This is a genomic window from Bifidobacterium ramosum (genome assembly GCF_009299505.1).
GTDB classification, from domain to species: domain Bacteria; phylum Actinomycetota; class Actinomycetes; order Actinomycetales; family Bifidobacteriaceae; genus Bifidobacterium; species Bifidobacterium ramosum.
In genome coordinates this window covers 54005-78067 of the sequence record NZ_WBSM01000014.1, presented here as the reverse complement: position 1 = coordinate 78067, position 24063 = coordinate 54005, and the positions used below count along the sequence as shown (strand labels likewise).

17 protein-coding genes and 1 rRNA gene are annotated in these 24063 nt (G+C 64.6%); 2 read left to right on the top strand and 16 right to left on the bottom strand.

What is annotated here, in order from left to right; all coding sequences use genetic code 11:
- From DSM100688_RS10915 to DSM100688_RS10875, 9 genes are all read right to left on the bottom strand, one after another.
- Positions 1–124, bottom strand: a 16S ribosomal RNA gene (locus DSM100688_RS10915); the annotation flags it as partial.
- Positions 125–648: 524 nt separating this feature from the next.
- Entirely contained in the window at positions 649–1491 is an 843-nt protein-coding gene (locus tag DSM100688_RS10910; RefSeq protein ID WP_152359119.1) for an HAD family hydrolase, read from the bottom strand.
- Positions 1492–1546: 55 nt separating this feature from the next.
- Positions 1547–4702 carry a bifunctional [glutamine synthetase] adenylyltransferase/[glutamine synthetase]-adenylyl-L-tyrosine phosphorylase gene (locus DSM100688_RS10905; protein ID WP_152359118.1) on the bottom strand — a complete coding sequence of 1052 codons (3156 nt, stop codon included), beginning with the start codon at positions 4700–4702 and terminating at the stop codon, positions 1547–1549.
- A gap of 83 nt (positions 4703–4785) precedes the next feature.
- On the bottom strand, positions 4786–5631 hold the full coding sequence (metF, locus tag DSM100688_RS10900) for a methylenetetrahydrofolate reductase [NAD(P)H] (protein WP_152359117.1): 846 nt from the start codon (positions 5629–5631) through the stop codon (positions 4786–4788).
- 82 nt (positions 5632–5713) lie between these two features.
- Positions 5714–8017 (bottom strand): 5-methyltetrahydropteroyltriglutamate--homocysteine S-methyltransferase, encoded by a 2304-nt coding sequence (gene metE, locus DSM100688_RS10895; protein WP_152359116.1) that lies wholly within the window; start codon positions 8015–8017, stop codon positions 5714–5716.
- 159 nt (positions 8018–8176) lie between these two features.
- On the bottom strand, positions 8177–8734 hold the full coding sequence (locus DSM100688_RS10890; protein ID WP_152359115.1) for a SixA phosphatase family protein: 558 nt from the start codon (positions 8732–8734) through the stop codon (positions 8177–8179).
- Positions 8735–8821: 87 nt separating this feature from the next.
- Positions 8822–9892: a tRNA (adenine-N1)-methyltransferase gene (locus DSM100688_RS10885; protein WP_152359114.1), complete on the bottom strand. Its 1071-nt coding sequence runs from the start codon at positions 9890–9892 to the stop codon at positions 8822–8824.
- A 214-nt stretch (positions 9893–10106) separates the two neighbouring features.
- Entirely contained in the window at positions 10107–10943 is an 837-nt protein-coding gene (locus DSM100688_RS10880) for a nitrilase-related carbon-nitrogen hydrolase (RefSeq protein WP_152359113.1), read from the bottom strand.
- Between the two features lie 119 nt (positions 10944–11062).
- Positions 11063–11263: a hypothetical protein gene (locus DSM100688_RS10875; protein WP_152359112.1), complete on the bottom strand. Its 201-nt coding sequence runs from the start codon at positions 11261–11263 to the stop codon at positions 11063–11065.
- A gap of 103 nt (positions 11264–11366) precedes the next feature.
- On the opposite strand from DSM100688_RS10875, the gene DSM100688_RS10870 reads away from it, so the two are divergent.
- On the top strand, positions 11367–12215 hold the full coding sequence (locus DSM100688_RS10870; protein ID WP_152359129.1) for an aldo/keto reductase: 849 nt from the start codon (positions 11367–11369) through the stop codon (positions 12213–12215).
- A 158-nt stretch (positions 12216–12373) separates the two neighbouring features.
- A complete protein-coding gene (locus DSM100688_RS10865; protein WP_239519474.1) occupies positions 12374–13225 on the top strand; it encodes an SDR family NAD(P)-dependent oxidoreductase in 852 nt (283 codons plus the stop codon).
- A 90-nt stretch (positions 13226–13315) separates the two neighbouring features.
- Here the strand turns inward: DSM100688_RS10865 and DSM100688_RS10860 are convergent, their stop codons facing one another.
- The 7 genes from DSM100688_RS10860 to gltB form a co-directional block, all read right to left on the bottom strand.
- Positions 13316–14164, bottom strand: a complete 849-nt coding sequence (locus DSM100688_RS10860; RefSeq protein ID WP_152359110.1) for an ABC transporter ATP-binding protein — start codon at positions 14162–14164, stop codon at positions 13316–13318.
- Positions 14165–14254: 90 nt separating this feature from the next.
- Positions 14255–15502, bottom strand: coding sequence for a glycogen synthase (gene glgA, locus DSM100688_RS10855; RefSeq protein ID WP_152359109.1), 1248 nt, complete (start codon positions 15500–15502; stop codon positions 14255–14257).
- 328 nt (positions 15503–15830) lie between these two features.
- Positions 15831–16301 carry a photosystem II reaction center protein J gene (locus DSM100688_RS10850; protein ID WP_152359108.1) on the bottom strand — a complete coding sequence of 157 codons (471 nt, stop codon included), beginning with the start codon at positions 16299–16301 and terminating at the stop codon, positions 15831–15833.
- Between the two features lie 99 nt (positions 16302–16400).
- The gene (locus DSM100688_RS10845) at positions 16401–16790 is read right to left on the bottom strand and encodes a hypothetical protein (RefSeq protein WP_152359107.1); all 390 of its coding nucleotides are present in this window, start codon (positions 16788–16790) and stop codon (positions 16401–16403) included.
- An 11-nt stretch (positions 16791–16801) separates the two neighbouring features.
- Positions 16802–17599: a C39 family peptidase gene (locus DSM100688_RS10840; protein WP_163146984.1), complete on the bottom strand. Its 798-nt coding sequence runs from the start codon at positions 17597–17599 to the stop codon at positions 16802–16804.
- Between the two features lie 298 nt (positions 17600–17897).
- Positions 17898–19430 carry a glutamate synthase subunit beta gene (locus tag DSM100688_RS10835; protein WP_152359105.1) on the bottom strand — a complete coding sequence of 511 codons (1533 nt, stop codon included), beginning with the start codon at positions 19428–19430 and terminating at the stop codon, positions 17898–17900.
- Position 19431: 1 nt separating this feature from the next.
- Positions 19432–24003, bottom strand: a complete 4572-nt coding sequence (gene gltB / locus DSM100688_RS10830) for a glutamate synthase large subunit (protein WP_152359104.1) — start codon at positions 24001–24003, stop codon at positions 19432–19434.
- Between the last annotated feature and the right edge of the window lie 60 nt (positions 24004–24063).

Below are 24063 nucleotides of genomic sequence, written 5' to 3'. Positions count from 1 at the left end.
GTCACGCATTACTCACCCGTTCGCCACTCTCACCAACCAGCAAGCTGGTCGGATCCCGTTCGACTTGCATGTGTTAAGCACGCCGCCAGCGTTCATCCTGAGCCAGAATCGAACCCTCCACAAAAAAACTTCATGAAAGAGCATCGACAGATGACTCTCAATACATATTGACGGAACATCCTATAAGGAAGGACGTTCGCACAAAAACCCCGCTCACCATCACCTGCTCTCGCAGAACCCCCGGCCGAAACAGCCAGAGGAGGCAAGCGGACTGGCAATCAAAACATTGACTCTAAAAAGTAGTACAAACACGCTCTTGAGTTCTCAAACCACCACCACATCAGCAGGCTTTCTTCAATCTCTTGGAGAAGTCCGCCGTGCTGAGCAGCGAGATATGAATTTACACGCGACCACCGAATCGCGCAAATCGCATCACAAAAGAACCGACGAAACCGTTGCAAACACACGGTTCCTTCGGCGTGTCGAAACAGGCCATACCAACCCGCTGCCATCAGTGTAGGACGCTAAAACAACCTCCCGGTTAACGCACGACGACCATCAGACGGCGTGTCGTGCAACAGCGCACCGCGACTGTGCATCACCACCGCACCCGCGACCATCAGTCCATCACATCAGTCCATCAACCCATCACACCAGCCCCAGCATCGCGAACGCATTCGCCAGTCCGTCGTCGTGGATGTCGGTGGTCATCATGTCGGTGAACTCCTGGATGCCATACGTGGCGTTGCCCATGGCCACGCTGGTTCCCGCCACCTTGAGCATGGCGGCGTCGTTGTCGCTGTCGCCGATGGCGATCGTGTCGGCGATGTCATAGCCGAGCAATCGCGCGACCTCGCGCACCGCGGTTCCCTTGTCCACACCATTGATGAGCAGCTCGCCGTTGTTCGGCGAGATCTTGTCGTATGAGCCGTGCACGTTCACGAACCACGGGCTCATATCGCGGCTCACGTCCTCGAAGCTCACGTCGGGATCGGGTCCAGTAAAATACGAGCCCTTGCTTGCACGGATCACATGGCCGAACGTCGTGCCCTCGGGCACTTCCACCTCGTCGATGAGATGCCAGAACCGCGAGAACTCGCTGCTCCCCCACGCGGTCTGCTTCGCCTGCAGATGCCGCAGATAGCCGCGCGAGATGTACATGCCGTCCGCGCCCTGCCATTGGTAGCTTTCGATGCCGTGCCGCACGAAGTACGCGTTCGCCGCATCGATGGCCTCGGGCGAGACGAGATGCTGGAACAGGATGCGGTCGCCGATGTTCGCCTGCGCGCCGGCCACGGACACCACGCCGTCGAAGCCGAGGTCGAGGATGCTGCGTTCGATCTTCGGCAATGACCGGCCTGTGCTGATGAACAGTTTGTGGCCGTTGGCCTGCGCCTGCCGGCAGGCGCGTTGCGCCGATTCGGGGACGACGTGGTGCTCGTCGGCCAACGTGCCGTCGATGTCGATGAACAGCAGCTTGCTCGATGTCATGGTTGCTCCTTTGCTGACATTGCAAGACATTATAGTAGCGCGACGTCCCGGCGGATCAACGGCCGTAGAACAGCCGTTCGGTCACGTCGCGCGCCTTGCGCATCGCGCCAAGCAGGTCGTTCTCGAAATGCTGGCCGCGGTGCGCATCGTAGCCGAGGTACACGGCGATGCCACCGAGCGAATAGATGTCGTCCGGCAGGATGTCGGCCTGATTGACGCGCCCGTTCCACAGATAGTTGCCGTTGCGTGCGGCCGTGCACATGCGCCACGCCTTGCGCAGCACGATCGCGTCAGCGGTGCTGATGATCGTCATGCGTTCCAGTTCGTCCAGCGTCTCGAGCGTCGAATTGAGCCGCAGCGCCGCATGGTCGCCGGCATGGCGCAGCTGCAGCAGCTGCACGGTCCACTCCACGTCGGACAGCCCGCCCTTGCCGAGTTTGAGATGCCGTTCCCGGCGCACGCCGCGAGGCAGCCGTTCGGCCTCCATGCGCGCCTTGAGCTTGCGGATCTCCCCGAGTTGCGCGTCGGTCAGGTCGTTGACCGGGTAGCGCAGTGGGTCGGCGATGTCGCGCAGGAAATCCTCGGCGAGCGTGCGGTCGCCGGCCGCGTAGCGTGCACGCAGCAACGCCTGATGCTCCCAGGTGCTGGCCCAAGACGTGTAGTATTCGCAGCAGGAGTCGTAGGAACGTACCAGCGGCCCGTTCTTGCCTTCGGGGCGCAGGTCCATGTCGAGTTCGATCTTCGGTTCGAGCGTGGTCGGCCCCTGCAGGATCTGGCGCAACGATTCGCAGACCTTGCGTGCGAACTGGTTGGCGGCCTGTTCGTCGAACGCGCCGCTCGCGCCGGTGCCGGCGTCCTCCGCACCGGATCCGATGACGTCGCCGTTCGGCCGATAGATGATGATGACGTCCGCGTCGGAGCTGAAATTGACCTCGCGTCCGCCGTACCGGCCCATCGCGACCACCGCCATGGCGACCGGCGGGCGGTTCTCCGGCAGGCCGAGTTCGCGGCACTGGCTGCGGATCGCCCACGTGAGCGACGCGTCGATGATCGCGTCGTACACGTCGGTCATGCCGTGCAGCGAATCGGCGTCGTCCATCACACCGCTCATCCATGCCAGGCCGATCCGTTCGATCTCGTGGCGGCGCATCGCGCGCATCGACGTGGCGAAATCGTTGATGTTGTCGGAGTTGCGGGCCAGCGACGACACGCATTGCACGTCGAGGCTCTCGCGCGACCGCGCCCGCAGCCGGTCGTCGTCGCCGAGCCAGGTGACCGAGACGACGGACTTGTTGAGCGCGTCGCCGAGGAACCGAGAGTTGGACAGGATGTGGCACAGGCGTTGCGCCGCGGAGGTGGAGTCGCGCAGGAACCCGAGGTATTCGCTGTCGGTGCCGAAGTGCTCCTCGAGCTTACGCCAGTTGAGCAGGCCCATGTCGGGGTTCTGCCCTTGGCCGAGCCACTGGAGCACGGCGGGCAGGATGATGCGGTTGATCTTCGCCGCGCGCGAGACGCCGGAGGTGAGCGCCTGCACGTGGCGCATGGCGGCGTCGGTGTCCGCAAAACCGATGGAAGCGAAGCGTTCGTGCGCGGCCTGTTCGGACAGGGTCACCTCGTCGCCGTCGGACGAGGCGGCGATCGGCAGCATCGGGCGGTAGTAGATGTCCATGTGCAGCCGTCGCACCTCGCGGCGCGTCTCGTCGTAGCGTTCGACAAGCTCCTCGGGATGCATGCCGAACGCGCGGGCGAGGCGGCGCAGTTCGGAGTTCTGGTTGAGCGCCTCGTCGGTGACGTTGCGCTTGCGGTCGAGACCGCCGACGCTGCCGGGGCCGAGGTCGGGGAACAGGTGGGTGCGTTTGAGCGCCCACATCTGCTGGCGGTGCTCCATGACGCGTTCGAACCGGTAGTCCCACGAGAGCTTCACCGCCTGTTTGCGCGACACGTAACCACCGTCGGACAGGCGTTGCAGCGATTCGAGCGTGGACGAGGTGCGCAGCGATTCGTCGGTGCGGCCGTGCACGAGCTGCAGCATCTGCACGGTGAATTCCACGTCGCGCAGTCCGCCTTTGCCGAGTTTGATCTCGCGGTCCTTGAGCGGCGCGGCGATGAGGTCCTCGACGCGTTTGCGCATCTTCTGGCAGTCGTAGACGAAGTTGTCGCGTTTCGACGCGGCCCAGACGAACGGCTGCGTCATGTCCATGTATGCCTGGCCGAGTCGCTTGTCTCCGGCGACCGGCCGGGCTTTGAGCAGCGCCTGGAACTCCCAGTTCTCCGCCCACTGCTCGTAGTAGCCGCGGTGCGAGTCGAGCGTGCGCACGAGCGGGCCGTCCTTGCCCTCGGGGCGCAGGCCGCCATCGATCTGCCACAGGGTCGGCTCGGCGACGCCCATGATGACGGACTGGCAGACGCGTTGCAGCAACGTGCCCATTTTGGTGCCTATGCGGGTGAGCGTCTGGCGGTCGATGTCGTGGTCGGCCGGTTCGACGACGTAGATGAGGTCGACGTCGGATACATAGTTGAGTTCGCGCGCGCCGAGCTTGCCCATGCCGATGATGGTGAACCGTACGTGTTCGCTGCCGTCGATCTCGTGCCGTGCGATGGCCAGCGCGCCTTCCAGTGCGGCGTCGGCGAGGTCGGACAGCTCCTCGCTGATGCGTGGCTGCAGGGCGATCGGATCGTCGGCGGTGGTGTCCTGCGCGATGATGGCGGCGAGCTGCTTGCGGTAGGTGCGGCGCAGCGCGGTGGTCGCGTCGGCGAGGTCGAGCGTGGCCGTGGGCGCGTCCCGGTCCGTGGGATCGGCGCCGACCGAACGCAGGACGTGGTCGCGGCGCTGGTCGTGGTTGAACAGGTGCGAGTTGCAGGCGTCGCTGGCGGCCGCCTCGACCAGGTCGAGACGGAATCGCATGAACTTGCCCATCGCGTCGGACACGCCGAGCACGGCGATGAGCCGGGCGAAGGCCTTGTCGTCGGGCAGGATCTCGGACAACGGCCGTCCCTGGCTTTGCATGGCGTTGATGATGTCGACCAGGTTGCGCAGCGCCACGTCCGGATCGCACGCCTTCTCCAGCGCGACAAGCAGTGCGCGCAACCGCGGCTCGCCGACGCCATCGGCGACGAGCTTGCCGAACTGTTCGCGGGCGTTGTCCAGATCCTGCAGTCCGGCGTGGATCAGTTCACGTGCGCTTACCTTGAAATCTCGCGTTGCGTCCATAACATTCCAATGTACTGCACCTGCGGGCGCAACATGTGCATCCTGCGGCCGTTTCGGTCATGGCCGGACGGTCGCAGACGATATCACCGGGCGAACAGCGGCTCCACGTTATGCCAGATGCGGCGTGCGGTGGCAGCGCGGTTCATGGTGTACAGGTGGATGCCGTCCACGTCGTTCGCCACGAGGTTGGTGATCTGCTGTGCGGCGAAGTTGATGCCGGCGGCGCGCAGCGACGGCAGATCGTCGCCCCACTTGTCGAGCATGGCAGCCACGGCCTTGGGGATGCGCGTACGGTTTTTCGCGGCCATCGAATACACGGATTTCGCCGAGGTGACGGGCATGATGCCCGCTTCGATCGGCACGTCGATGCCGGCGGCGTGTGCCTTGTCGAGGAACCGGTAGAAGTCGGCGTTGTCGTAGAACAGCTGGGAGATCAGATGCGAGGCACCGGCGTCGACCTTGAGTTTCAGGTGCGCGATGTCGTCGTCCAGCGAATCGGATTCGATGTGCCCTTCCGGATAGCAGGCAGCGAAGATCTTGAGATCGGGCCGGCGCTCGTGGATGTAGGCGATCAGGTCGTTGGCGTGGTTGAACACGCCCACCGGCTCGCAGCCGTCGAGATGGTCGCCGCGCAGGGCGAGTACGCCGCCCACCTTGGCGTCCTCGAACAGGTCGAGCGCCTCGTCGATGCGGCTCTTGTCGGAGTACAGGGCGGTCAGGTGCGCGACCGTGGGGATCTGGTAGTCCTTGCGGATCGTGTTGGCGATGCGTGCGGTGGCGGTGCGGTCGGCGTGGGTGCCGTGGCCGTAGGTGACCGAGATGAAGTCCGGCTTGAGCCCTTCGAGCCCGTCGAGCGCGTCGTAGATCGTACCGATCGGCGCATCGCGCTTCGGGGGGAAGACTTCCAGCGAGAACATCGGAGAGTGCATGGTTGATGCTCCTGTACGTGTGTACGTGGGGTTACATGAAGAGGCTCCCCTCGTGCGAGGGGAGCCGTGGTGATCGGCGGAATCAGGCGAGCTTGGCGCGCACGGCCTTGGCAGCCGCGACCAGATGCTCGAGGCTCGGCCAGGTTTCAGCGTTGCCGCGGGTCTTCAGACCGCAGTCGGGGTTGATCCACACCTTCTCGACGTCCATCTTCTTGAGGATCTCGTAGATGCGCTCCTCGATCTCCTGCTCGGACGGGATGCGCGGCGAGTGGATGTCGTAGACGCCCGGGCCGGCCTCGGTCTCGAAGTGCGCGTCGTGGATCGCGTCCAGCACGACGAGGTCGCCGCGGGACGCCTCGAAGGAGATCACGTCGGCGTCCATCGCGTCGATGTCGCGGATGATGTCGTTGAACTCCGAGTAGCACATGTGCGTGTGGATCTGCGTGGTCGGCTTGACGCCGGAGTGCACGAGACGGAACGCGGGGATGGCCCAGTCGAGGTACTTCTTGTGCCAGTCGGTCTTGCGCAGCGGCAGCTTCTCGCGCAGCGCGGCCTCGTCGATCTGGATGACCTTGATGCCGGCGGCCTCGAGATCGAGCACCTCGTCGCGGATGGCGAGGGCGAGCTGCTGGGTCTGCTGCTCGTGGGTGATGTCCTCGCGCGGCCAGGACCAGTTGAGGATGGTGACCGGGCCGGTGAGCATGCCCTTCATGACATGATTGGTGCGGCTCTGCGCGTAGCTCGACCATTCGACGGTGATCGGCTTGGCGCGCGAGACGTCGCCCCACACGATCGGGGGCTTCACGCAGCGGGTGCCGTAGGACTGCACCCACGCGTTCTTGGTGAACAGGAAGCCGTTGAGGTTCTGGCCGAAGTATTCGACCATGTCGTTGCGCTCGAATTCGCCGTGGACGAGCACGTCGAGGCCGATCTCCTCCTGATGCTTGATGCAGGCGTCGATCTGGGACTTGATGAACGTGTCGTATTCGTCCTTGGTGATCTCGCCCTTGCGGAAGCGGGCACGCTCGGCGCGGATCTCCTTGGTCTGCGGGAAGGAGCCGATCGTGGTGGTCGGCAGCAGCGGCAGGCCGAGGGCCTCGCGCTGTTCCTTCTGGCGTTCGGCGCGGGCCGGCTGACGGACGAAGTCGTCCGGCGTGAGCTTGGCGATACGCTCGGCGACGGCCGGGTCCGCGGCGACGCGCGTGCCGTCGAACAGCGCCTGATTGGCGGCCAGTTCGGCGGATGCCTTCTTCTCGTCGTCGCTTGCGTCGGCCAGCTTGGCGATCTCGACCAGTTCGCCGACCTTTTCGACGGCGAAGGCGAAGTGCCTGAGCACGGCCGGGTCGAGCGCAGTCTCACCTTCGGTGCTGAACGGCACGTGCAGCAGGGAGGAGGCGGTGGACACGGCGACGTTCGGCGTGACCTGCTTGAGCGCGTCGAGCAGACCGAGGCTCACGGCGTAGTTGTTGCGCCAGATGTTGCGGCCGTTGACCACGCCGGCGAAGATCGTCGTCGCGGAGTTCACGCCGTACTGCTGGACGGCGGCGAGGTTCTCGTCCTTGCCTTCGTTGAGGTCAAGGCCGATGCCGTCGAAGCCCAGCAGGTTGACGGTCTCGTACACGTCGGCGATGTGGCCGAAGTACGTGTTGAGCAGCACCTTGACCTTGCCGTCGCGGGCAGGCAGGATCTTCGTGTACAGGGTCTTGAACAGTTCGACGTCGCCCGGCTCCTTGTCGAGTACGAGGTACGGTTCGTCGATCTGCACCCATGCGGCGCCAAGCTCGGTGAACTTAGCGAGCACTTCGGCGTACACGGCGGCGACCGCGTTCACGAGGCCCTTGTCATACTCGATCTCCTCGGCGCTGTCGTTGCGGGCGAGCTTGAGGAACGTGTAGGGGCCGATGAGCACCGGCTTGGTGAGGATGCCGAGCGCCTTGGCCTCGTTGAACTCGTCGAACGGCTTGGTGCTGTTGAGCTTGATCTCGGTGGACGGCTCGATCTCCGGCACGAGGTAGTGGTAGTTGGTGGTGAACCACTTCTTCATCGGCAGGGCGGTCACGTCGCCCTTGTCGCCCTGATAGCCGCGGGCCATCGCGAACAGCGTCTCCTCCGGATTGTCGAACGCGAGACGCTGGTAGCGCTGCGGAATCACGTTGAGCAGGATCGCCGTGTCGAGCATCTGGTCGTAGTAGCTGAAGTCATTGCTGGGGATCAGATCGACGCCAGCGTCGGCCTGCAGCTTCCAGTGCTTGGCTCGCAGCTCCTTGGCGGTCGCGCGCACATCGTCCAGCGAGGCGGCACCCTTCCAGTAGGCTTCGATGATCTTCTTCAGTTCGCGGTTCTGACCGATACGCGGAAAACCGGAAACGGAAGTCAGTGCGGACATGATTCCTCCCGAATCTTACGAATGCAACCCGGCCAACCTATCACAGAACGGCCTGTCATAAGACATCAGGGGAACTTGGGTGTCGCTATAAATGCAGACTATAACCGCACATGCCGCGAACGCCCAAGTCGTCACGCGGCGGCACGGCCCGGTCGGCGTTCAGTCGAAGTCGTTGGGCGTGACGACGGCGATAAGGTCGGCGTCGTGCAGCTGCCATTGGCTGAACGGCTTGTTCGATCCAAAGATCGCGACGGATGCGGTGGACAGGCCGAGGTTGAGCCGGTCGAGCGTCGCCGGATCGGATTCGGGTGAAGCCAGCCATTGGCTGACGATCGACATGGTCGGCTCATGACCAAGCACCATGAGCACGCGATGCTTGTCCTTGGTGTGCGCAAGCTCGTCGAGCACGGCCTGCAGGCCGCCGTCGTACAGGCTTTGCCGATAGTCGACCTTGGGCACGTCGCCGAAGATCTTGAGCATCCGCTCGCAGGTTTGCTGCGTGCGCAGGGCGCCGGAACAGGCGATACGGTTGGGGACGAGCTTGAGTTCGAGCAGCCCCTTGCCCACGGCCTTCGCCTGTTTCAGGCCCTTGTCGGCGAGCGGACGATCACGATCGCCGTGTTCCCCGAACGGTTCGGCCTTCGCGTGACGCATGATGATGAGAATGTGTTCGTATGCCTTGGACTGCTTCGCTATCCTGCCCAACTTGACGGCCATCGAGTCCCTTTCCCGATCAGAATAAAACTGCCCTTATTATGGCCGATGAAAGTGAACTTTCCGCCCGTGTGTTGCACGGCATGTCCGTCAGTCGGCGGCCTCATCCAGCTGCGCGACCTGCGCGTCCAGATCGCGCAGTACCTTGCGCAGCTTACGATCGGAGATGTCGCGCAGTTCGAGGTCCTCGAGCTGCGCGGCGCGCTCCTCGTCCGTGAGCGAATCGATGTCGGTGGTCGTGTCCTTGGTGACGCGATCGCGTTTCTTAAGTGCCGCGAAGCCTTCCGCCATCGCGCGCGAGACGACGAGGAAGCCGGTGTGGCCGATCATCTGGTGGTCGGGGCGCACGGCCAGTCCCTGCGCCTTCCAACTGCGTTCCAACGTCTCCTGGATATCCGGCTCGGTCCAGCGGCCGGAGTCGCGCAGCGCCTCGACCAGACGCGACATCTGCGTGGTCGTGGTGATGTAGCAGACGAGCACGCCGCCGGGCGCGATCACGCGGTACGCCTGTTCGAGCCGGTTCCACGGGTCGAGCATGTCAAGCATGATGCGGTCGTATTCATGCTCCGGCAGGGTCGCGGCGACCGAGTCGAAGTCGCCGGTTTTCAGATCCCACCATGCCGGCTTGTCGCCGTAGTACAGGGTCGCATTCGCCTCGGCCACGCGAGCGAAGTCGGGGCGTAGCTCGATCGTGGTCAGACGACCGTTCTCCCCCACCGCGTCGAGCAGGTTCACGCTCATCGCACCCGAGCCGGCACCCGATTCGAGCACGTGCAGGCCTTTGCGGATGTCGCCGAGCTGGATGACCTGCGCGATGTCCTTCGGATACATGATCTGTGCGCCGCGCGGCATCGACAGTACGTAGTCGGCCAGACGCGGGCGCATGACCGCATAGTCCCATCCGCCGATCGCGCGGGCTGCCTTCCACGGCTTGTTGGCATCACGTTCGGGATGCACCTGATTGACCTGCGCGTCGCGCTTCGCGGTGACGGTGGTCACGACGACGCCTTCCGTGCGACCGATCACGTCATCATGGAGGATCAGACCGTGCTCGGTCTGCGTGGAGCCGCCGGCGACCAGCTGGTCGGTGATCTTCTTGCCCTTGCGGTCGGTGAACTGCACCTTCTCGCCGGCCTTGAGCGCGCCGCGACGTTCCTGCATGATTGTCCCTCCTGATGATCGGCCTTGTGGGGAAGACACCAATATAGCCGGTTCCCGGGATCGCGCCGAATAATCCCGGGAACCGGAAACCTCACATTTCCTAACACATCGAACACGACGTTTCGGCCTGATTTCAAACCTTGCCATCATAAAAGCGAACATCACCCGGTTCCCGCGATTTTCCACCGCAAATCCCGGGAACCAGCAGGTCCGATCACCGCAGCTGCGGGTCGGCGAAACGGCGGTTGGCGAGGACCGGCAACACGCGACGCGCGGTCTCGAGACGGTCGCGGGACAGCGTCGCGACGACGAGACCGGGATGTTCGTCGTCCGCCTCCCCAATGACCTCGCCCATGGGCGAGATGATGCGGCTGCAGCCGATGTTGCGCGTGCCGACCTCGCTGCAGGCCAGCACGTAGCAGGTGTTCTCCACTGCCCGCGCCGCCGTCAGCAGTTTCCAATGGGCTTCCTTGAGATCGCCGCGCACCCATGCGGCGCTGACCACGATCGCGTCGGCGCCGCGCACGGCCAGCGAGCGCGCGGTTTCGGGGAACCGCAGGTCGTAGCAGGTCATCACGCCGAGGCGCCAGCCGTCGACGTCCACGACGGGCGGCAGTGTGGTACCGGGGAGCACCGCATCGGATTCCCGTGCGGAGAACGCGTCGTACAGGTGCAGTTTGCTGTAGGACGCCACGATCTCGCCGTCGCGAATGACGAGGAACATGTTGGATACGCGCGCGTCCGACTGCGTTTCGCCATGTCGCGGGATGGCAGGGACGACGTGGACCGTGCCCATCAACGTGATATGACGATCGGCGCTGACGCGTCGCAGTCCGGTCACGAACGGGCCGTCGAGCGGTTGCGCGTGGGCGGCCGCGAACGAGTCGTCATCGCCGTCGCGGGCGATCAGCCCTTCCGGCAGCACCAGCACGCGCGCACCACCGTCCGCCGTGTCCCGGGCGAACGCGTCGATCATCATCAGGTTGCGTTCCGACTCCCGTGCCACCGTATACTGCGCGATCGCCACCGGCAGGCTTGCCGTGTCCGTCATCGATCCTCCTCACATGTTCGTATGACAGTGACCACGTACCCGTTTCCACGTAACGACTTGGCATACGCAGGCGTATCGGCCGGCAAGGCCAGTCGCAACGCCGCACCCAGCCGATCGGTTCAGCTGCCCTGCCGGCTGATGCCGCCCTTATGTCCGGTGGCCTTGAACGGCCTGGCCCGCGACACGGCGGCGCCCGTCACGTACGACTGGTTCCGCACGGTCCCATGCGGAACGTCAATTGCGCGTCCGCCGTGATGCCGACCGTCGCCGCCAACGCCAATGCCCTTGGCCCGCAATGCTTTCGCCCATCGTTCGTCCATATCGTTCATCATACGTCGGCAAGGTCGGGATGTCCCCATGCGGAGATCTCTATAGTGGGCAGTGCAACAACCTATTGGTTCGATTAAAGGAGCGATCATGACATTGATGGAACCGCCGTCCATTCCGGTACGCCGCGCGCATGACGGATTGGAGTTGCCTGCCATCGGTTTCGGCACATACAAGGTGAACGGGTTCGCCGGCGCCGAGGCCATCAGGTCGGCGTTGGAGGTCGGCTACCGGCTCATCGACTCGGCGTTCAACTACGAGAACGAGGGTATTGTCGGCAAGGCGATCCGCGAATCCGACGTGCCGCGCGAGCGGATCATCGTCGCGTCGAAGCTGCCCGGACGCCACCACCAGTACGATCAGGCGCGCACCACCATCGAAGAATCCGTAGCCCGCATGGGACTCGACTACATCGACCTGTACCTCATCCACTGGCCGAACCCGTCGCAGGGCCAGTTCGTCGAAGCGTGGCAGGCGCTTGTCGACGCGCAGCGGCAGGGCATCGTCAGGCACATCGGCGTGAGCAACTTCCTGCCCGGCCACATCGACCTGCTCATCCGCGCCACCGGGGTCACGCCGGCGGTCAACCAGATCGAGTTGCACCCGTACTTCCAACAGAACGAGCTGCGCGCCTACGATGAGGCGCACGGCATCATCACCGAGGCGTGGAGCCCGTTGGGCCGCGCCAATCAGATGCTCAAGGACCCGACCATCACGCGCATCGCCGCCAAGCATCACGTGTCCCCGGTGGCGGCGATCCTGCGCTGGCACCTGCAGTTGGGCGACGTGGCGATCCCCAAGTCCATGCATCGCGACCGTCAGCGCGCCAACCTCGATCTGACCGGCTTCACACTCGACGAACAGGACATGCGCGACATCGCCGCGATGGACAACCCGGAGGGCTACACGTTCGGCCAGAACCCACGCTGGCACGAAGAGGCCTGAGCCGCGCGGGGAGGGACACCAGACGGGCTACTCCTCTGCCACGCATGCCGCGTCGCGGACGGCCTACCGCATGCCGATATGATAGGCTCGCCGTAACGATGACGGCGACGATGCCGTCTCGCCCACGGAACGAAGTCGTTCACAGAACGGAGGAACCCATGGCTGACGCCACGATTTTCGACCAGTATCCGCTCGATCAGTGGAAGGAACCATCCCATCGCATCATGGATCGGTTCTCGCTGCAGGGTAAGAAGGGATTCGTCACCGGCGGCGCCGGCGGCTTGGGACGCAACGTGGCCGCCGCATGGGCCGAGGCCGGCGCCGACGTGGCGATCGTCGACCTGCCGCGCACCAAGGAGACGCTCGAGCCGCTCGCAGCCGAACTGTCCGCGCGATACGGCGTGACCGTCGTGCCGTTGTATTGCGACGTGTCCGACAGGGAGCAGGTCGACGCGTTGAAGACGTCGCTCGTCGACACGCTCGGCACCGTGGACGTCGCATTCATCAACGCCGGGGTGAACGTGCCCGGCGACGACGCGGACGAACCGTACGAGGTGTGGCGGAAGACGATCGACATCAATCTGACGGGCGCGTATCTGACGGCGCAGATCGCGCAGCACATCATGCGCGAGCACGGCCATGGCGGGTCGCTGGTGTTCACCTCGTCGCTGTCGGCGCACAATGCGAACTTCATCGCCGGCGGTCCGTCCCCGGTTGCCGCGTACGGCGCGTCCAAGGCCGGCATCTACGAGTACGCGCGCTATCTGGCGGCAGCGTTGGCGCCGTATGGCATCCGTTCGAACGCGATCTCGCCCGGTTACGTGTGGTCCGGCATCTTCGAGGGACGTATCGTGCCCGAGGCGCACGACATGATGACCGCGCCGGTACCGATGCGACGGTTCGGCACCAACGAGGAGATCGCCACGGCCGTGCTGTTCCTCGCCAGCGACGCCTCGTCGTACGTCACCGGCACCAATCTGCAGGTCGATGGCGGGTATTCCGTGTACTGACACGGTGCCGGCCGGTTCAATGCCACCGACTCTCAGCACCGGACGGCGCGCAACCTCGCGCCGTCCGGCCGCCGGTCCGTTCCCGCTCGGTCACACCGCGTAGGCGGACCAGCGGCCGCGGGTGTGCTGGACTTCGATGGGCATGCCGAACAGGTCGGACAGGCGTTCGTTCGTCAGGCCGTCTTCGAGCGGACCGGAGTAGACGATGGTGCCGGCGCCGGGATTGCCCATGACGTCGACGCCTTCGTCGGTGGCGTCCTCGACCGGGATCGGCTTGCGCCCCATGATGGCGATGTGGTCGAACCCGGCGGGGATCTCCTCGAGCCGGTGCGTCACGAGCACAACGGCCCGGTTGGAATCCTCCTGGCCGATGCGGCTCAACGTGCGCATGACCTGTTCGCGTCCGCCTAAGTCAAGGCCAGTGGTGGGTTCGTCCATGATAAGCAGTTCGGGGTTGCCCATGAGTGCGCGGGCGATGAGCACGCGCGTGCGTTCGCCTTCCGACAGTCGCCACATCTGCTTGCCTTCGAGGTAGGAGACGCGGAAGTCGCGCAACAGCTGGCGCGCGCGGGCGTATTCCTCGTCCGTGTACGTGTCCTGCCAGCGGCCGGTCACGGCGGACAGTCCGGTGACGACCGCGTCGAGCGGATCCTCGAAGTCCGGGAATTGCCGGCCGAGGTCGGCGGAGGCGAGGCCGATGCGCGTGCGCAGTTTGAACACGTCGTATTTGCCGAGCTGGTGACCGAGGATGAACACGCGGCCTTCGGACGGGAAGGTGCGCGTGGCGAGCATGCCCACCGCGGTCGATTTGCCGATGCCGTTCGGACCGAACAGCACCCAGCGTTCGCCGGCGTTGATCGTGAGGTTCACATCGGTGATGATGACGCGGCGGTTGCGGCGGAATTCGACGTTCTCGAGTTTGAGGACTTCGGTGGGCATGGTGGTTCCTTTTGCTGATACATACACAGTGGGTCTGCTCCCGATGAGGAGAGCAGACCCGACAATACGCTACTGCTTTGCTGCTGCCTGCTACTTCTGCTCGTCGAGCACGGACTGGTAGACCTTGACGGTCTCGTCGGCGATCGACTCCCAGCTGAACACGTCGCGGGCGCGCTCGTAGCCGGCCTGGCCCATCTTCTTGCGCAGTTCGGGGTCGGCCATGATCCTGTTGATCGCGTCGGCCATATCGTGCACGAACTTGTCCGGGTTGGTCGGGGTGCCGGTGCCGTCGTGCAGCTGTTCGATCGGCACGAGGTAGCCGGTCTCGCCGTCCACGACGACCTCAGGAATGCCGCCGGTGGCGGAGGCGACGACCGGCAGGCCGCAGGCCATCGCCTCGAGGTTCACGATGCCGAGCGGCTCATAGATGCTCGGGCAGATGAACGCGTCGCAGCCGTGTTCAAGGGCGCTCAGTTCGTTCTTCGGGAGCATTTCCTCGATCCAGATGATGTTGCCGCGCTCCTTGTCGAGTTCGGCGAAGGCGTTCTTGACCTCCTCCATGATCTCCGGGGTGTCGGGCGCGCCGGCGCACAGCACGATCTGGGTGCCCGGGTCGACGAAGTGCAAAGCCTTAAGCAGGTACGGCAGGCCCTTCTGGCGGGTGATGCGGCCGACGAACAGGAGGGTCGGCTTGCTGCGGTCGATGTGGTAGCGGTCGAAGACACCCCAGCCCGGATCGTCGTCGGCCGGCGTGGCGAATTCGGACATGGTGATGCCGTTGTACACGACGACGACTTTGTCCGGGTCGAGGTTCGGGTAGGCAGTGAGGATGTCGTTGCGCATGCCCTTGGAGACGGCGATTACGCGGTCGGCGTGCTCGTAGGCGTCCTTTTCGGCCCACGAGCTCAGGTTGTAGCCGCCGCCGAGCTGCTCGCGTTTCCACGGGCGGAACGGTTCGAGGCTATGCGCGGTGATGACCAGCGGCGTGCCGTGCAGCATCTTCGCCAGATAGCCGGCGAGGCAGGCGTACCACGTGTGTGCGTGGATGATGTCGGCGTCCACGTCGTTGGCGATCTGCAGGTCGACGCCGAAGGTCTTGAGCGCCGGGTTCGCGTCGGCCAGTTCGGCGGGCGTGTTGTATCCGACGACCTTGAGGCTGCCCTTGGCTTCGGCCGCGTTCGGGATCGCGGGGACGTCGGCTTCGGTGCGCGGGCCATCGAACGCGCGCACGGTCACGTCGATGCGTTCAGCCAGAGCCTTCGACAGCTCCTCGGCGTGCACGCCGGCACCACCGTAGACATGCGGCGGGTATTCGCGGGTGAGAATATCGACCTTCATTGGTACACCTCTCCAATCTGTGTAGACAGTGTTATTGCCACCAAGTCAACTGTAAGCCATACGACGGCGAAAAACGCACAGCCAACGCGTTCGTGTTGCATCATTCATCACGTATCGGCCGACGGCATCGACCGACGATCAACGAAACAACAAACGGACATACAGCCGATTCCATGGGCAATATCGGCTGTATGTCCGTTGAGGGGAAGGAGGCATTGCGCAGTCACAAACGAACAAGCGCCCCTTCCCAGCAGACACAAACGGACATACAGCCGATTCCATGGGCGAAATCGGCTGCATGTCCGTTGAGGGGAGAGAGCGCCCGGCGTCAGACGGCGGTGCCGTTTTCGTCGAGGTTCGGATTGTGCTTGTAGTTGCCGGCCGTGAAGAACAGGCTGACGACGCCGACGACGAACACGCCGGCCACCGTGGCGACCAGCCAGATCGGATGGCTCGGCAGCCACATGATCACCAGGAACGCGATCGCGGCGAGCACGATCAGCGTCCAGCTGGCCACGCGGAACCACTGGTGCACGGAATGCGGCGCCTTGAACGCCTGCGGATCGCGGTAGTTCGGGTTGGTCGCCAGCGTCGCGTCGATCTCGTCGGCCTCCGTGTGCGCGGTCGGCTTCCACGGGCCGTCGTCGAGCGTGCCTTCCTGAATGCGACGAGAACGTTCCTGCAGCGCATACTCGTCAAGCATGTGCGCACGGCCGCGGCCACGCGTCTGATCGTACTGCTGCGGCACTCCCCTGCGCTGGTCCTTCGCGGCCTTGCGACGTTCTGCACGATTCGGCATTCCACTACTCCTCTACTGCGAGACGGATAACACTGTGTGCCAGTGTAGCGCGCTCCCCCGCCGTACGCCGCGCATCGCTCATCGGCACGTCCGGCGTCGTCACCATCCCAGATCGAGCATGACGGTGAGCAGCATGACGCCGACGACCGGCAGCGTGATGCCGATCATACCGATGGTGACGATGACGACGGCGATGCGCAACGGCAGCGGCGTACTATTCCCTCCTTGCGTGTCCTGTGCGCTCGTTGCGAGCATACGCAGCACAGCGGCAGCGATCCAAACCTCGTATCCAGTGACGGCGAGCAACAACAGCCGCCATATGCCGGTCATGGTGTCGCAGTTGGGCTGGGTGAGATCACATGACAACGGCAGCCCGGAGAATACGTTCGAGACAGTGCGGTCGTCGATCCAGCACCACGCGGTCGGCAGTTGGCAGACCAAGCCGACCCACCACAGTATGCGCGCGGCCATACGCTTTGACGTCGTCACTTCATCCACGTTCACCAAATATAGGCCGGTTCCTCATTGAATACGATCGCGTTGATCATCGCATCCGCGGTGACGATCTTCAGACCTGCGTGGCTTTCGCTCTGCATCAAATACGACGGGTCGCGGTACACCCAGTGCGTGACGGTGCCGTTGGCATCGGCATCGTATCCGGTGATGACGATCATATGGTTGGCGTGGCCGAACCACGGATAAAGCGCGTGCAGGTCGATGGCTGCGAATACCGGATATCCGCCGTCGAGGTCCGTTTTCGCACGTTTCGCGAACGTGCGCGCCACGGCAGGATTCGTATCTCCTATCGCGATGGTCTGCACATGATAGCCGGCACCGCTCGGGTTCGCGTGTTCGGTCCCGAACAGATACTTGTTGACGACGCGCGCCAGATCGACGTATTCGGTGCCGGTCTGCGGCTTGGCGTTCATGTCGGCGGCGAGCACGGATTGATCGACGTCGATTCCCTGATACCGCAACACCATCTGCACGGAGGCCGGCACGCACCAATACCCGGTTTCCTGCACGCTTTGCGGCACGTCAAGACGAACGCGTGCCGTATCCGTCGTCGCAGGGTCATCCGATTCCGACGGCTGAACGGTCTCGTCCGGCGCATGAGCGGTTTCCCCTCCGACGGCCTCGCGGAACCATGCGTCACCGGGATACGAATCGTCCACGCCCATGTTCAGTCCGGCGAGCACGCTCGGATCGATCAGTTCCGTGATGTTCTTCTCCGTCGGGACATCCGCAAACGGCGGTACGGTGGTTCTGTCAAGATCATCATGATCGGGTTCGGCCACGTGCTGTGAGGATGACGGCCCAGTTTGACCTACATGATGATTCACATCGGTCGTCCTCGCACGCCACACCATGCCGCCCGCCGCCATTGCCGCCAGAACGGACAGCGAACCAATGATCACGGTAAGTCCACGTCGCCTCATCGCGCACCGCCTTCCCTATATCTCTAGGATATCCGTCACCCCTATGCGCCACGCGGATCCGCTGGTGCCCGATACGTGAAAAAGCCCTTCCGTTTCGACAACGGAAGGGCTTTGCTGACATGTCATCGGCCTCTGCAGAACCGATCACACACGATCGTCAGCGCGGCAGCATCATCGGACGCTGGGAGGCGACGATCGGCGCGGGCAGCTCGGTGGAGCCGGTCAGGTACTCGTCCACGGCGGCGGCGCAGGAGCGTCCCTCCGAGATGGCCCACACGACGAGGCTCTGGCCGCGGCCCGCATCGCCGGCGACGAACACGCCGTCCTGTGAGGTGGCGAACTTGTCGTTGCGCGCCACGTTGCCGCGCTTGTCGAGCTCGACCGGCAGCTGGTCCATGAGCGAGGCGGTGTCCGGGTGCAGGAAGCCGACGGAGATGAGCACGAGGTCGGCGGGCAGCACGCGTTCGGTGCCGGGCTGGCGGGTGAACGGACCGTTCTCGCCGGGCGCCACGTCGACGACGCGCAGACCGGTCACGTGGCCGTTCTCGTCGGCGATGAAGCCTTCGGTCGCGGTCGAGTTCTCGACGTGCACCTTGGCCTGTTCCTCTTCGGAACCGATGAAGTTGACCGAATCGGTGTTGTACATGTAGGTGCCGCCCTCCTCCATCGAAGAGGTCTTCTGGTAGAGGCGCGCGAAGGTCGGCCACGGCTGGTTGTCAGGGCGCTGGCTCGGCTCCTTCGGCATGATCTGCAGCACGGTCACGTCCTTCGCGCCCTGGCGGATGGACGTGCCGAGGCAGTCGGAGCCGGTGTCGCCGCCGCCGATGACGATGACGTGCTTGTCCTTGGCGGTGATGTCGTTGACCGGCTTGACGCCGTACACGCGGCGGGTCGCGTCGGGCAGGAAGTCCATCGCGAAGTGGATGCCCTTGAGTTCGCGGCCGGGCAGTTTCATGTCGCGAGGCACGCGCGAGCCGATCGCGACGACGACGGCATCGTAGCGGGAGCGCAGATCGTCCCACGTGATGTCCTTGCCGATCTCCACGCCGGTGCGGAAGCGCGTGCCTTCGGCCTCCATCTGCTTGACGCGGCGGTCGAGCAGTCGCTTGTCGAGTTTGAAGTTCGGGATACCGTAGCGCATCAGGCCGCCGATCGCGTCGTCGCGCTCGTACACGACGACTGTATGGCCGGCGCGCGTCAGCTGCTGGGCGCAGGCGAGGCCTGCGGGGCCGGAGCCGACGACCGCGACGGTCTGGTCGGTCAGGCGCTGCGGCGGCAGGGGCTTGACGTAGTCGAGATCCCACGCCTGGTCGATGATCGTGCACTCGTCGTTCTTGATCATCGTCGGCGGCTGGTGGATGCCGAGCACGCAGGCCTGCTCGCACAGGGCCGGGCAGATACGGCCGGTGACCTCGGGGAAGTTGTTGGTGGTGGACAGACGGTTGTACGCGTCCTCCCACTTCTCCTGGCGCACGAGGTCGTTGAATTCGGGGATGATGTTGCCGAGCGGGCAGCCGGTCATGCAGAACGGGGTGCCGCAGTCCATGCAGCGGGCCGCCTGTTCGGTGGTCCACGGTTGCAGGCCGGATTCGGCGTGCACGTCGAGCCAGTCCTTGATGCGCTCGGCGACCGGGCGTTCGGCGAGTTCTCGGCGGGTACGGACCTTCAGGAATCCACGAGGATCTCCCATGTCAGCGCGCTCCTTCCATCACGTGCTCGTACACCTGTTCCCAGGCGCCGGGCGCATTGAAATCGATGTTGTCCTCTTCGGCCTGCTTCATGGCCGCGGTCATGGCGAGGAAGTGTTCGGGCACCACGCGGGTGAAGCGCAGTACGTTCTCGTCCCAGTTCTCGAGCAGCTCCTTGGCGAACTTGGAGCCGGTCTCCTTGGCGTGCTGTTCGACCAGGTCGCGCACGATCGGCGCGGTCGTCTCGTCGAGCGGCTGGAACAGCAGCGAGACGTTCCTGCGGCCTTCGGGGTTGACCTGATCCATGTCGAGGTCAAGCACGTAGGCGTTGCCGCCCGAGAAGCCGGCACCGAAGTTGCGGCCGGTGGAGCCGAGCACGACGACGGTGCCGCCGGTCATGTACTCGCAGCCGTGGTCGCCCACGCCCTCGACGACGAACGTCGCGCCGGAGTTGCGCACGGCGAAGCGTTCGCCCGCGCGTCCCGCGACGAACATCTGGCCGGAGGTCGCGCCGAAGCCGGTCACGTTACCCGCGATGACGTTCTCGTGCGGGTCGAAGGTCACGTCGTCGTTCGGACGCACGATCAGGCGGCCGCCCGACAGGCCCTTGCCGGCGTAGTCGTTGACCTCGCCGATCACGCGGATCGTCTCGCCGCTCGGGATGAACGCGCCGATGGACTGGCCGCCGGCACCGTGGAACGTCATGTCGATCGTGTTGTCCGGCAGGCCGGCCGCACCGTAACGACGGGTGATCTCGTAGCCGACCATCGTGCCGAGCGTACGGTTCACGTTGCGGATCGGCAGGTCGATCGTCACCGGTTCCCTGTTCTCGAGCGCAGGCTGGGCCAGCTCGATGAGCTTGTTGTCGAGCGCCTTGTCGAGCTCGTGGTTCTGCGGCTCGGTGTTGTGCAGGATGGTGCCGGGGACCGGGCCGGGCTGCATGAGCACGTTGATCAGGTCGACGCCGTCCGCCTTCCAGCGCTTGATGGCCTCGTTCTGGTCGAGGCATTCGACGTGACCGACGGCCTCCTCGATCGTGCGGAAGCCGAGCTCGGCGAGGATCTCGCGCACTTCCTCGGCGATGTACATGAAGAAGTTGATGACCGATTCGGGCTTGCCGCGGAAGCGGGCGCGAAGCTCCGGATCCTGGGTGGCGATGCCCTGCGGGCAGGTGTTCTTCTGGCAGGCGCGCATCATGACGCAGCCTTCGACGATCAGCGCGGCGGTCGCGAAGCCGAATTCCTCGGCGCCGAGCAGCGCGGCGATGACCACGTCGCGGCCGGTCTTCAGCTCGCCATCGCACTGCACGACGATGCGGGAGCGCAGGCCGTTCAAAATCAGCGTCTGCTGGGTTTCGGACAGGCCGATCTCCCACGGGGTGCCCGCGTGGCGGATCGCGTTGAGCGGGGCCGCGCCGGTGCCGCCGTCGTAGCCGGAGATCAGCACCACATCGGCATGGCACTTGGCCACGCCGGCGGCGATGGTGCCGACACCGAACTCGGAGACGAGCTTGACGTGGATGCGCGCCTTCGGGTTCGCCATCTTCGCGTCGTTGATGAGCTGCTTCAGATCCTCGATCGAGTAGATGTCGTGGTGCGGCGGCGGGGAAATGAGCTCAACGCCCGGGGTCGCGTGACGGACCTTGGCGATCCACGGCGGAACCTTCGCGCCGGGCAGGTGGCCGCCCTCGCCGGGCTTGGCACCCTGCGCGAGCTTGATCTGCAGGTCGGTGGCGTGCACGAGGTAGTCGGAAGTCACGCCGAAGCGGGCGGACGCGATCTGCTTGATGCGGCTGTAGCGCAGCGGGTCCTCGATGCGGTCGTCGGATTCGCCGCCCTCGCCGGAGTTGGAGCGCGCACCGAGCGTGTTCATGGCGATGGCGAGCGTCTCGTGCGCCTCCTGCGAGATGGAGCCGTAACTCATCGCGCCGGTGGAGAAACGCTTGACGATCTCGCTGGCCGGTTCGACCTCGGAGATGTCGATCGGCTTGCGGTCGTGCTTGAACTTCATCAGGCCGCGCAGGGTCATGATGCGGTTCGACGTGTCGTTGATATGCGCCGAGTACTTCTTGAACATCTGGTAGTCGCCGCGAGCGGTGGACTGCTGGAGCAGGAAGATCGCCTCGGGGTCGTTGAGGTGGTCCTCGCCGGTGCGGCGCCACTTGTATTCGCCGCCGGTCTCGAGGTTCATGTGCGGGGTGGCCGTCCACTGGTTCGGGTAGGCGACGCGGTGGCGGATGGCGACCTCCTCGGCGATCTCGTCGAGGCCGACGCCGCCGACCTGGGAGACGGTGCCGGTGAAGTACTTGTCGACGGTCTCCTTGCTCAGGCCCACGGCCTCGAACAGCTGCGCGCCGCGGTAGCTCATGATCGTGGAGACGCCCATCTTGGCCATGATCTTGAGCACGCCGATGGACAGCGCCTTGGTGAGGTTCTTCACGGCGGTGGGTGCGTCGACCTTGAGGTAGTCGGTGCGGGCGAGGTTCTCGACGGATTCGAACGCGAGGTACGGGTTCACGCAGGCCGCGCCGTACGCGATGAGCAGGGCGACATGGTGGATCTCGCGTACGTCGCCGGCCTCGACGGCCATCGAGATCTGCGTGCGGGTGTGGCGGCGCAGCAGGTGGTGCTGCACGGCCGCGGTGAGCAGCAGCGACGGGATCGGGCCCCACGTGTGGTTCGATTCGCGGTCGGACAGCACGATGAAGTTGCAGCCGTTCGCGATCGCCTCGTCGACTTCGGCGAAGATCTCCTCGAGACGTTCCTCGAGCGCCTTGCCGCCGCCGGCAACCTGGTAGAGGCCCTTGACGACGAACGGACGGTAGTAGCCGCCGAGCACCTTGGCCTTGTCGAGGCGCTTGAGCTGGGCCATCTCGTCGGAGTTGATGACCGGCAACGGGATCAGGATCTTCTTGGCGTGCAGTTCGGAATCCTCGAGCAGGTTCGGCTCCGGGCCGATCGCGGATTCGAGCGAGGTGACGATCTCCTCGCGTTCCCAGTCCAGCGGCGGGTTGGTGACCTGCGCGAACTTCTGGTGGAAGTAGTCGAACAGCATGCGGCTGCGCTTGGAGAGCACCGGCAGCGGGTTGTCGTTGCCCATCGAGCCGAGCGGCTCCTTGCCGGTGTTGGCCATCGGGGCGAGCAGGAGCTTGAGGTCCTCCTCGGTGTAGCCGAACGCGCGCTGGCGGCGCTGCACGGACTGGCCGGAGTGGCTCACGTGCTCGCGCTGCGGCAGGTCGCTCATCTCGACCGAGTTGCCTTCGACCCACTGGCGGTACGGATGCTGTGCGGCGAGGTTCTTCTTGATCTCCTCGTCGGGGATGATGCGGCCCTCGTTCGTGTCGACGAGGAACATCTTGCCCGGCTCCAGACGGCCCTTTTCGACCACGTGCGCGTCGTCGATCTCGGGCAGCACGCCCGCCTCGGAGGCGAGCACGAGGTAGCCGTCGTCGGTGAGCTGCCAGCGGCCGGGGCGGAAGCCGTTGCGGTCGAGCAGCGCGCCGACCTGCGTGCCGTCGGTGAAGATGATGTCGGCCGGGCCGTCCCACGGCTCGATCAGCGTGTTGTTGTATTCGTAGAACGCCTTGACGTCCGGGTCGAGCTGGTCGTTGTTCTCCCACGCCGGCGGCAGCATCATCGAGATCGCGTGCGGCAGGGAGCGGCCGGCGAGGTGCAGCAGTTCGAGGCATTCGTCGAACGTGCCGGAATCCGAGTAGCCGGGCGTGGTGATCGGCAGCAGCGGCTTGAACTCGCCGAGCAGTTCGGAGCTCAGGCGGCCTTCGCGCGCGGACAGCCAGTTGCGGTTGCCCTGGATGGTGTTGATCTCGCCGTTGTGGGCGAGCAGGCGGAACGGCTGGGCGAGCGGCCAGCTCGGGAACGTGTTGGTGGAGAAGCGCGAATGCACGATCGCGATCTTCGCCTTCATGAGCGGGTTGCTCAGGTCGGGGAAGAACGGGGTGAGCTGCATCGTGGTGAGCATGCCCTTGTAGGTGATGGTGCGGGCCGACAGCGACGCGAAGTAGATGCCGACCTCGTGTTCGACGCGCTTGCGGATGCGGAACGTCTTGCGGTCGAGGTCGATGCCGGCGAGCTTGCCGTCCGGGTCGGCCACGACGAGCGTCTTGAAGCTCGGCATGGAGGCGAGGGCCTGCAGACCGAGGCCGTCCGGGTTGGTCGGCACGACGCGCCATGCGAGCACGTCGAGGCCCTCCTCGCGCACGATGTTCGCGATGGCCCGCTCCTGCTGGCCGGAGGTGGCGATGTCGCGGTCGAGGAACGCGATGCCGGCCGCGTAATGACCCGCTTCGGGCAGATCGACGCCGACGGTGGCGCGCATGAACTCGTCGGGCATGCTCATGAGGATGCCCGCGCCGTCGCCGGTGTTCTCCTCGGCGCCGACCGCACCGCGGTGGTTGAGATTGACGAGCACCTCGATGGCGTCGTCGATGATCTTGCGTTCCGGCTTCTTGTTGAGCGTGGTGACCATGCCCACGCCGCAGGCGTCGTGTTCGGCGCTGGGGTCGTACAGACCTTGTGATGAATGAATGCTCAGATCGAGCGGGGCGTGGAAAGTCACCGAAACCACCTTCATATGTTCTTTTTCGGCAGGTCTTGACAACCTACGGTTCTTTATGTA